Raw genomic sequence first — 9,842 nt, forward strand, 5'->3', positions numbered from 1 at the left:
CGCCATACTGCTTGAGCAGTGCCGTTTGCTTGGCAATTTCCTCGGGCGTTCCATATGTGCGGCCCGCAGGACATTCTATGTTCGCCCATGTAATAGCTGTACCGATCATCCACATCTGATCCACCAGCGCATTAAACAGGCGTTTTTGTTCCAGCTTCCAGCCTTTGCTGTCTTTGCTGTCTTTGCTGTCTTCGCTCTCGTTCATACGATCGACCAGCGTTTTGAGCTCCCGCTCCAGTTGCACCTTTTCGTTCAAGAGAATGCTCAATTGCTTGGCGTCATCAAGCTGCGCTTTTTCACACTGGCGAAGTCGCTCGCTGAGTTCGATCGCTGCCGTCGGGTCTCCGTTATCACCCAACATCAGCAGGTCTGAATAATCCTCGGCAAGACTCATCAACATCCCTTCACGAGCCCCCAGCTGTTTTTCAAGCGGCTCAAGTTGAGCTACGATCCGCCGGTACGCCGGACTGGCGTGCAGCAGACGCTCGTCGGCAGTGACCCTTGCCCCATTCTTCAGCGTGAAGACATAAGGGGCGGTGGCATCTCGCTCCTCGGAATAGGGGTGGCACCACGGCTGCTGAAATCCACCCTTCATTACGGCGCCTCGCGCCTCCTCGGTATAACCCGCTTCGTCAAGTCGCTTTGCCGGATGGATGCTTCGCTCCAGCTCCCGACAGGCAACGAGGGCTGTCGCCGCGTCTGCAAGTTTGCGGTGCGGCAATGACGCATTGGAGTCGATGTCAAGCCCGTGTTTGAATACAACAAGCCGTGACTGATCCTTGGCGTCTTCCAACAGCACCTCGAATTCCTGCCTGACATTTTCCAGCTTTCGCTGTCCGATCCACGTCTTGTCAAGGACATACTTGGAGAACAGGTTTTCGATCACGACTGCCCATGACTGCTCCCAGTCGACCTGACGTGAAAAAGTATGCCTTGCCACCTGTTGCCCCCCCACCACCTCATGAAAGCGGGTGACCAGGTATTTCTTGCCATCGTGATAGAGGGTACCCTGGTAGACCGTCGGCTTTCCGCTGCGGTCCGGCACGCTCGCCTGCGTTAAGATGTCCTTCAGCTCATGGCGATTCTTGCAGGAAAAATTAAGGGGGGTTGAGTTTCTCTGTAAAGAAAATCCGACGCTCACGGTTTTCTCCGATGCGGGGGAAGTCCGTATTTAGACCACACGTCATTACAAATAACTACCAAAAAAAGCGCGTATACCCGGAAATCATCTTGACCAATAACCACGGCACGAGCATCCATCAGATGATCGCTGGGCGGACGACCTTGAGAAGACATTCAATCGAACCGGAATCTATCAAAACGTGAGGCCGTACCCGTCACCGGCGACGAAATACCGAACTTGTATAATCAAGGCGCATAAAAGCGCATAGAGGAATCGGCCCAGCACTCGCCGCACAGCCCACGCCAGGCGGCCCCGAGCGCCGGGCGCATGAGTGCATAAAAACCGTTCATTTTTGCGGGCAGGTGGGGCGGGGGCACAACGCAAGCGTGTCGCCGGAGCCGTCTGGTGCCGCGCCAACGTTTATGCGATGGCGAGCTGATTGGCGACGGCCCAGGGCCCAGGGTGTGAGCTCGTCGATCCGGTTAATCGGGTGATGTGCGTGAGCACGGCGCGTAGATACGCCTTGGGATCGAGGTTATTGAGCTTGGCCGTGCCGATCAGGCTGTAGATCGAGGCAGCGCGCTCGACCGGCAGGTTATCGATTTCCAGACGCCCGTCGTCACAGTCGCGCGTGAGCGCCGCCCACCGGTTCAGCGCATAGAGGATCGCCCGGCTCATGTCGGATTTGCGCGAGAGCGTTTCCTGCGTGGCATTCAGCCACGTATGGAACTGTTCGAGCAACGGCCTGGCATGGGTTTGTCGGTACGCCCGTCGTTCATCGGGTGGCTTGCCCCGGATCGCTTCCTCGATTTTGTACAACGCGCTGATACGCTCCAGCGCCTCGGTGTTCAAGGCATTCGGCCGCGCGGCATGCAATCCATAGAACTGTCGCCGGTCATGCGCTCAACTGACTGCTTCTGCTACCCACCCGGTTTCGTAAATCGCCGGGTACCCGCGGCCACCACGGCTTCGTACGATTCAACCAGACCAGACCTTCGAGGTGGTCGATGCGCGCATCGCGCTCAAGCAGCAAGGCTTTGAGCCAGTCGGTACGTCCACCTTCACGGGAACTAGGCTCACTGGATCGTATTCGCCGGCTCGCGACGAACGGCGCCATTTGAATACCAGATTTGCGTTCAACCCGTGCTCCATTGCGAAACGCGCGACAGACACTCCGGGTTCGCACGCAAGCTTGGCCATCTCGCGCCGGAATTCCAGTGGGTGATCCGGGATGCCTTGCGGCCGATCCTCTTTGGTGCTTCCGTCGTCAAAGTAGTCCACGCTACTTGAAGTGGTGGGGACTACTCTGGCAATTTCTGGTCAGCCCGTCGAGACGGGGCTGGAGACACGCTTACCTTCGGACGGCGTACTCGCGTGTACTTCGTACAGTTTAAGCCTAGCATGGTCTCAACACGCTGCCTCGCGGATCTTGCCGTTCACGTACAGCTCGTCGAAGCCTCCGTAGGCGTCCGCCTGCAGGATGACCTTGAATCCGGCGAGATGGGTCCGGGGTGAATGCCTTTGCGGTCAGACGAGTTGGCAAACCAGACTGCAGCTGGCTCCGTCGAGCCCGAGCGGTTGTCGTCTCGAACGTAGACCCAAAGCCGCCCCAGGCCGGACATGGGTGGCTGCGAGAAGTGATTGCAGCCGCCGCAGACCGCCCTGGGCCGGATCGTGCGAATGACCCTGAACGCGGCCGCGACGCGAGCGAACTGTTCAGATATGTCGTCGCCCATCAAACCGCATGGGGTTTTCCGCACAGCGGGCAGCTCGGATCGGGTTCGAACACGTGATCTTCGCGCGGAAGATGAATGCGGCAGCGCTTCCTTCGGGGACGTTCCGCCGCCGGATGTGCTTACGGTCGACGCGCGGGCACGACGCACGTCCGCAGCGCAGAGCCCGGCGGTCAGGTCCTCCAGCCCGGACTCGAGCAAAGCGATCTGCCTGTCAGGCTGCTCAGACTTGCGGCCGAAGTGCATCCGCTTGAGCTTGTCGATCTGCGCTTTCAGGCGTTCAATCTCAAGTTCCCGTTCGGCCATGTCTTGAAGCAGCCGCTCAATCTCCCGCCCTTGTTCGTCAATCGATGCGCGGGCCTGAGCCAACATGGCCCGCAGCGTATCGACATCGTCGGGGAGATCGGCGCCGTTCGACATGTGGCGCAGTTTACGAGCTTCCTCGCTGTTTACAACATCGAGAGTGTGGCGGTGCGACGCGGCTGCCGCTAATCGATGCCTTCGAGCAACCTCGACAACTGGGCCGCGCTCAGGAAGACCTTGCCGCCATCAGCCTGAGGCCACACGAAGCGGCCACGTTCAAGACGCCTGACAAGGAGCCAGAGTCCGTCCTCAATCGCCCACGGTACCCCGACGAGATCGCCGCGGCGGCCGCGAAAAATATAGACGTTCCCGCCCTACGGATTCTCCTCGAGCGGCGTCTGCACCTTCGCCGAAAGCCCCTGGAACCGGCAGCGCATGTCCGTGATGCCGGCGACCAGCCATATCCGCGTGCGGGCCGGAACCGGGATCACCGGAGGTACTCCTGCAGGAACGATTCTGCACGCTCGAGCGGCAGCCCTCGGATCCGCATACGACGCTTGCCGATTTCTACCTCGCAAACTGATGACGGCCCGCTATCGATCGCCTTGGGCAGCTCGTTCGCCGTCGGTTACGAGAGATGCTGCATCGGCAGGTCGATTATGTTGATCGGCAATAACTCGGCGGGTGATGCCGACGTCGCGTCGGGGCCATTCAGCGTTAGCTTGCCCTCGCGATACCACCGTTTCCATTCGAACACAATGTTCGCGTTGACGTCATGTCGGTGCGCGATGACCGAGACGGATGCGCCTGGCGCCAAGGTTTCGCGGACGACTTGTTGCTTGAACTCGAGCGGATACACGCGATGTGTGCGGCGGCAATACTGCGGCCAGCTGGGCAAGCAGGACAATTGCCAGGTTGCGGTGAGCCTGTCGGTGGCGACGGAAGATGCGAGCCTACGGGTATCGTATCGACTGTATCTGCCGCGTGAATGGAGCGACGACCCCGCGCGACGACAGAAAGCCGGCGTGCCCGAGGAAATTGAGTTTGCGCCCAAACCGGAGATTGCGACCGGGCAGTTGCACGAAGCAAGGCAAAGCGGCGCGCCCGATGGTATCGTGTTGGCCAATGCGGGCTATGGAGACGACACCTCGTTTCGCGAGGCCGTCAGCGAGCTCGGGCTGCAGTATGCGATGGGCATTCGCTCGAACACGCGCGTATGGGCACCGAGCACCGCTCCTCTACCGCCCGAATCCTCTGCGGGGAAATCGGGCCAGCCGCGTAGCTTGTTACGGCGCGCGCCAGGGCATGAGCCGATCGGAGTCAAAGATCTGGCCTTGACGCTCGATGCCTCGCGCTATCGCAACGTGATCTGGCGCGAAGGTACCTGCGCCGCGCTCAGTTCGCGCTTTGCCGCCGTGCGCGTGCGTGCTTCACATCGCGATTACTGGCGCTCCACACTGCACGATGAGGAATGGCTGCTGATCGAATGGCCCGAAGGTGATGCGGAGCCACTCAAATATTGGCTTTCGACTTTGCCCCCAGACACGACGCTCGAACGCATGGTTCATGTTGCCGAGATGTGCTGGCGTATCGAGCGGGATTATCAGGATCTCAAGCAGGAGTTCGGCCTGGGACACTTCGAAGGACGTGGCTGGCGTGGATTCCATTACCATGCATCGTAGTGTATTTCCGCCTATGGGTTTCTTGTTGCTCAACGCCTCATTCAAGGCGACAGTAAAAAAATTCCGCGATCCGCGACCCATTTGCCTTACCCTCAGATTACGTGCCACGCGGGTCCACAGCGCGCAGCGCCACGTGGCTGATTCCATCACCACGCTGCGCTGGCGTATCGCGGCCTACATCGCGCGCCGGATCCAGCGATGTCCGCTTTGTTCAGCGGTCAATGCTGATTTATTGACATAGTAAGATTAGGAGATCGCTCTCAACTTTTGCCTCAACCAGTTCGCGTTTAGCCTCGTCGGCTCGACCTCCATTGCAGTCAGTGGCTAACAGTATCGGGTTCATCATGTGTGGCGACTTCACATAGTCAATTATTAAAAATCCTCTGATGGTCAGGAATATAACCGACGCTCAATTCCAGGCGCCGGCCCGCCCCAGAAGTGTTTCCACACTATCAACTCGATCCTTACTAATTATGGCATTTTCATTCCACAACAACGATAAAAAGTCTCGCATGACCTGCCCAAATGTTATCTCGACTACAATTTTAGATCCACACAGCGACTCTCGGTGGCCAGTAGTCAAGACGGCTCTCCGTTTGACGCCAGCGAATGTGTCGCCCCTGCGCTGATCTGCCCGTAGTTGATAACGACGCAGCAGTCGAACTTTTCAATATCGCAGAATGTGAAGCAATTAAAGAGGCTCTACGTACCGTGTTTCCAATGATAGCGCCCCGTGCCGACGAAGACAAACGGGGAATAGTCAGTCTTTCGTTGTGACTCGCCGACCACTCAACATCGACAATCAGGTCGCTAGGATCGGCAATTTGTGAAATGGAGTAACGATTCACGATCGGCTCATCATACTCGGCATCATTCAAACTTTCTGCCATACCTCGCACGGCACCATTACATTGCCCAGCGCAGACATCATTGCGATTTGAACGTTGTTCTTCCTCAGCCCCCAGTATCACTTTTTTCTTGAAAACAAATTACCGCTTGAGGATACAGGAAGGTTACTCAGCTCTCTCGCGACCGCGCACGGATTTCAAGTGCAAAAATCGCCAACGATTCACCCTGGCAATCAGCCGGCAATTTATCGATCACATATGCAAGGCACTCAGCTGCTCTACGTTGCACGGCGTCCGGAAGTTTCCAGAGCCTACTGACAAGAACTTCTAGAATCTCGCAACGATGTACGATCGGCAAGTGGGCGACCGTGCGCATAACGCATTCAAACGCCTGCTCTTGCGCAGCACTGGGAATTTTCCGGACCCCCTCTGCGAGCACTGCTAGTGACGAGCCTTGACACGTTGGAATCAATCGTCCGACTATGCTGCAAATTTCGGAGAAGGCGACAATGCGCGTGGCGTCCGGCAAATCCTGAAGGCTTTCGACGAGCGCCTCGATCATTTTCACCAGCAGCCTTCTCCTATCTTCGATGGGCGAATGGGCAATTACACCCACAATATCCGCATAGAATTGACGCAATCGGCATCCGGTAAATTCGCCGATTTGACTAACGAGCGCCCCCACCAGAACAGGCCATTTTTTCGTAGAAATTTTCAAAATAAATCTTGCAATAAGGAAAAAAGCCCGCCTTTTTATCTCCACTCGGAGACAGCTAATTTGACTTACGAGTTGAATCAGCAGCGAGATTCGCCAATCTGATTGCTGTAATTTGATTGCATCGAAAATTCGCTTGTAGGCACGGCCTCGGGCATCATCTGGAAGATACTGAATTTGATTCACGAAACGTGCAAGCATCAAATGCCGATCTTCTGGGCGCAGTTGACTAGCCGCATTAAGAATACACTTGTGGGCCTGATCGAGCACGTCGCTCGAGAGATGCGGCAGTCGATCGGCAACGTTTACCAGCTCATTGAACTGCTGCTCGATGCGTAGCTGGGTGATCGCATGTACCTGAAGCTTGAAGTCCTCGAGTTGCTCGTGAGATACAAGATTCGTAGGCCGACTTATGATCAAAGATTGGAGGGATGCAGAAGAACTGTCGCTGCAGTTCGCGTTTTGAGTTGCAGCTGGCGCGGTGTTCATCCCGATCGGAAGTGCTATCGACGTTATTCTGCTTGGGCTGGTCGTAGACCCAACCCTTGGATATTCTAAAACGCGAAGACTAGCCTTAATTCCCTCATGGCCGGACTCCTGTCGGATTGGATAATTTTGCTCGCCGTGCTGCAAGGTTCCGGCATTTCCGGCTGGGTTTGTGACCTGTACAGCTAGGACCACGGATTGAGAACGAGGAATTCGGAGCATACGATCTAGTGCAAATAGATAAGCTGGTCGGGAAATTTCCGTATCTGCAGATTAGTTATCGGGTGAACAAGATCCCCTTCCATTTGGCGGGGCACGGCGGCATTCCTTTCCGAGCCTCGCAAAAGCTAACTGCCTTTGCAAATGTGATGCGTCAACCGGTGCCCTGAATACGTGGCCGGCTTGCCGATCGCGCAGTCTGTGCCAACAACTTACGCCCTAACCACGCCTCGTCTCGGACTGCAAGTCGCGCCAACGAATATTCGTTTTCCTGTTTGTTCATGGACTATCCCGCTCATAAAGTCACAGTCATACACGACCGCATCCCTGAAGGAGAGCCGAGACGAAGGCCGCAGGCGAAGAGTTGCCTGCGGGCGCCGGTCAAATGCTCCTAGCCGCCCGTGCGGATGTTCTTGTGCTCGCTCGGGCGCAGTGTCCACACACGCAGAAACTCTATGTCGGCGTGCAGCCTGATACCGTGCTTATGACTGACAGATACGAACTGTACAACGACATCGCTCACGATCACTAGCTCGTGAATTTTGGATACTCTGCATACATGCGCTGCGGCTTCGTCAAGACCAGGAGTCGGTGCCGAAGGCTACACGCTCGCCTGATCTGCTAGCCACGCGTTTCGACATGCTGATCGGCAAGCTGTTCGCGGCCGAGACACCCAGCACGAAGCGGAAGTCTGAAGGCCGGCAGCGACTGCGCGTCCAGTACAGTGCCGGCGTACCCGCCATTATCGAGCGCCTGCTGGAGCATCGTGTCATCGCTACCGGCAACTTGCCGATCTCGAACAACAAGTGCGAGATCGCGATCCGGCCATTCGTCGTCGGCCACAAGGGCTGGCGGTTCTTCGAGGCGTTGTTGCATAAATCCGGCGAGCGCCGCGGTGACGTATACGCGCAACGACCGGGGCGATACCTCTGTTAACAATTCGGGTTCCTGCGTCGATGCTCGATTTTTGCCGAGAAGATGCGCAGGGATAGAAGCAAGACGCACGAGCCGAAGGCGCGCTACCGCGTCAGAAACTGAGCGGCGTACAACGCTGGCCTGATCAACCGAGGCAACGTCACGTGCGCGCCCTGCAGGGCTTTGCGCAAAGCCCGCGCGATCTGGCCTTCGCCACCTTGCCGGTACCGAACTGCGCGACGCTCTGTCGCCGCGCACAAACGCTTGAGGTCCAACTGCCGATCGTTTGCGACGGCGACCCGATTCATCTGGTGGTCGACAGCACGGGCGTGAAGGTCTACGGCGAAGGCGAATGGAAGGTGCGTCAGCATGGCTACTCGAAGCGCCGCACGTGGCGCAAGGTGAATGTACTCCCTCGTTCAGACGTGCAAGGCGAACGCCGTCGAGCCGCGTCGCTATCTGGTGTGGCTGTTCACCTGGTTTCCGCTCGCTGCACCCGCTGAAGACCACGCCGATCTCATGCCTTCGAGAATTCCTGCTGCCCTGAACCTCTGACGGGCGTCGTTAAAAGACCGCATACAACGAGTTCTATCGTATCGTCTTTCGCAAGAAGATCTACGACTCGATCGCCACCTTGCAGGCAGCCTTTGATGTGTAGCTCGACCAGTACAACAATGAACGAGAGCATCAGGGACGCTGGTGTTAGTCAGATCGAGTCCCGGTTAATATACATCACACGAGGTTCAATGTCCGAGCCTAACGATATGCCCTCTTTCCGCAGAAAACTTTCCCAGTCGCGAAAAGCTTTGTCGACTGGTTGGCCGCGGCTCGAACCCAGTGCGCCCAGATACAGTCTTATAACCTTGACGTTAGTCGTCTTGTCAACCTGCGCGGCATGAATGGCGAACGCGAAAGAATTGTCATCGTGAAAAGAGATGATCAGCGCGCCACTGTGCTCGGCAGGAAATGTATCTTTGGAATACTCCAGATAGTGCTCCTGCAGCATACCGGAGACAGCAAAACGCTCCAGTACTTCACGACGGTATGTGGCGTCCTGCATTTGCGTTCCAACTCCTTCTCTGCAGAACACCAAATGCAACGGGTCGCCCCGTTTCACACGCTCGATAAGGCCTGCCTCACGTTCGGCCTGGCCATGCGCCCGCTGCTCCTCACCATGGGTTCGAAAGGGAGTAGGGCGCTCCGGCGTAACGATATATTCCGTCCCTCGCAGACTTGCTTCCATTGCCCATTGTATGCCGCCCACAGTTGCCCTTCTTCCGCAATCAGTGTCAGGAACTTCGACAACACCGTCCGTCGCAAGCATTTCGAGCAAGACTTTAGCGTTCACCCGCTCCGCCTCGGATAGGTGGACGGCTTTGTCAATGCGCGCTCCACAGTCTTCAACAATACGATTTATCGTGGCGTTAGAATGATAGCATGGTGGGACTTCTTTAATCTGAGTTGCTAAAACTCGTCGCATTTATCGGTTTCCCTAGAAACTTCTTTTCACGATTGCGGGTCACGATTTAGTGACCTGACCCGAATGAGTGTTCCGCACCAATCAGTTTTACAGATTGGCAATCAGAATCATATGATCGGTACGGATGTCGTCACGCCGCGCTCGCTGCTGCGATGACGTTGGGATGCGAGTGATCGAGACGTGCCATGTGTGCTCGCCGAACCATAAGTCCTAGCCACATAGTCGCCGACGATCCGCTCGAATTCACGCGCGATGTCATTACCGCGCAGCGTCTTGACCTTCTCGCCGTCGATGAAGACGGGCGCGGCCGGGTTCTCGCCCGAACCCGGCAGGCTGAT

General features: G+C 56.7%; 8 protein-coding genes and 5 pseudogenes. 4 read left to right on the forward strand and 9 right to left on the reverse strand.

Translation table 11 applies throughout. The annotated features are described in order from the left end of the window. The 6 genes and pseudogenes from DID99_RS35165 to DID99_RS38560 all read right to left on the reverse strand — a co-directional run. Positions 1–1,141 (reverse strand): hypothetical protein (locus tag DID99_RS35165; RefSeq protein WP_148094693.1); only part of this gene is annotated, 1,141 nt, incomplete at its 3' end. 328 nt (positions 1,142–1,469) lie between these two features. Then, a pseudogene (locus DID99_RS35170) lies at positions 1,470–2,077 on the reverse strand (transposase); the annotation flags it as partial. A 24-nt stretch (positions 2,078–2,101) separates the two neighbouring features. Next, positions 2,102–2,323, reverse strand: coding sequence for a transposase (locus tag DID99_RS35175; protein WP_260444768.1), 222 nt, complete (start codon positions 2,321–2,323; stop codon positions 2,102–2,104). Positions 2,324–2,533: 210 nt separating this feature from the next. Next, positions 2,534–3,276 (reverse strand): annotated as a pseudogene (locus DID99_RS35180) (transposase); the annotation flags it as partial. Between the two features lie 68 nt (positions 3,277–3,344). After that, a complete protein-coding gene (tnpB, locus tag DID99_RS38555) occupies positions 3,345–3,518 on the reverse strand; it encodes an IS66 family insertion sequence element accessory protein TnpB (RefSeq protein ID WP_409362722.1) in 174 nt (57 codons plus the stop codon). Between the two features lie 269 nt (positions 3,519–3,787). Next, positions 3,788–4,018, reverse strand: a complete 231-nt coding sequence (locus DID99_RS38560; RefSeq protein ID WP_185733869.1) for a transposase — start codon at positions 4,016–4,018, stop codon at positions 3,788–3,790. A gap of 7 nt (positions 4,019–4,025) precedes the next feature. On the opposite strand from DID99_RS38560, the pseudogene DID99_RS35195 reads away from it, so the two are divergent. Next, positions 4,026–5,069 (forward strand): annotated as a pseudogene (locus tag DID99_RS35195) (IS701 family transposase); the annotation flags it as partial. Between the two features lie 789 nt (positions 5,070–5,858). On the opposite strand, the gene DID99_RS35200 reads toward DID99_RS35195, so the two are convergent. Then, complete coding sequence (locus DID99_RS35200) at positions 5,859–6,893, reverse strand: hypothetical protein (RefSeq protein WP_124668598.1); 1,035 nt, start codon at positions 6,891–6,893, stop codon at positions 5,859–5,861. 855 nt (positions 6,894–7,748) lie between these two features. Between DID99_RS35200 and DID99_RS35205 the strand changes: the two genes are divergently transcribed. The 3 genes and pseudogenes from DID99_RS35205 to DID99_RS35215 all read left to right on the forward strand — a co-directional run bounded on the left by DID99_RS35205 (position 7,749) and on the right by DID99_RS35215 (position 8,579). Beyond that, on the forward strand, positions 7,749–8,045 hold the full coding sequence (locus DID99_RS35205) for a transposase (RefSeq protein WP_124668599.1): 297 nt from the start codon (positions 7,749–7,751) through the stop codon (positions 8,043–8,045). A gap of 42 nt (positions 8,046–8,087) precedes the next feature. Next, positions 8,088–8,434 (forward strand): annotated as a pseudogene (locus tag DID99_RS35210) (transposase); the annotation flags it as partial. Next, the gene (locus tag DID99_RS35215) at positions 8,430–8,579 is read left to right on the forward strand and encodes a transposase domain-containing protein (RefSeq protein ID WP_124668600.1); all 150 of its coding nucleotides are present in this window, start codon (positions 8,430–8,432) and stop codon (positions 8,577–8,579) included. The pseudogene DID99_RS35210 and the gene DID99_RS35215, both read left to right, overlap by 5 nt. A 151-nt stretch (positions 8,580–8,730) precedes the next feature. Here the strand turns inward: DID99_RS35215 and DID99_RS35220 are convergent, their stop codons facing one another. After that, a complete protein-coding gene (locus DID99_RS35220) occupies positions 8,731–9,372 on the reverse strand; it encodes a hypothetical protein (protein WP_124668601.1) in 642 nt (213 codons plus the stop codon). Positions 9,373–9,695: 323 nt separating this feature from the next. Then, positions 9,696–9,842 (reverse strand): annotated as a pseudogene (gene ispG / locus DID99_RS35225) (4-hydroxy-3-methylbut-2-en-1-yl diphosphate synthase); the annotation flags it as partial.

Origin of the sequence: Burkholderia sp. Bp8986, assembly GCF_003854225.1 — a bacterium.
Taxonomy (GTDB): Bacteria; Pseudomonadota; Gammaproteobacteria; order Burkholderiales; family Burkholderiaceae; genus Burkholderia.

What these genes read in the sequence shown, in the direction of transcription:
- DID99_RS35205 (WP_124668599.1), top strand. Translation starts at nt 7,749, where the DNA reads ATGCTGATCGGCAAGCTGTTCGCGGCCGAGACACCCAGCACGAAGCGG.
- DID99_RS35200 (WP_124668598.1), bottom strand. Translation starts at nt 6,893, where the DNA reads ATGAACACCGCGCCAGCTGCAACTCAAAACGCGAACTGCAGCGACAGT.
- DID99_RS35215 (WP_124668600.1), top strand. Translation starts at nt 8,430, where the DNA reads ATGTACTCCCTCGTTCAGACGTGCAAGGCGAACGCCGTCGAGCCGCGT.
- DID99_RS35175 (WP_260444768.1), bottom strand. Translation starts at nt 2,323, where the DNA reads ATGGCCAAGCTTGCGTGCGAACCCGGAGTGTCTGTCGCGCGTTTCGCA.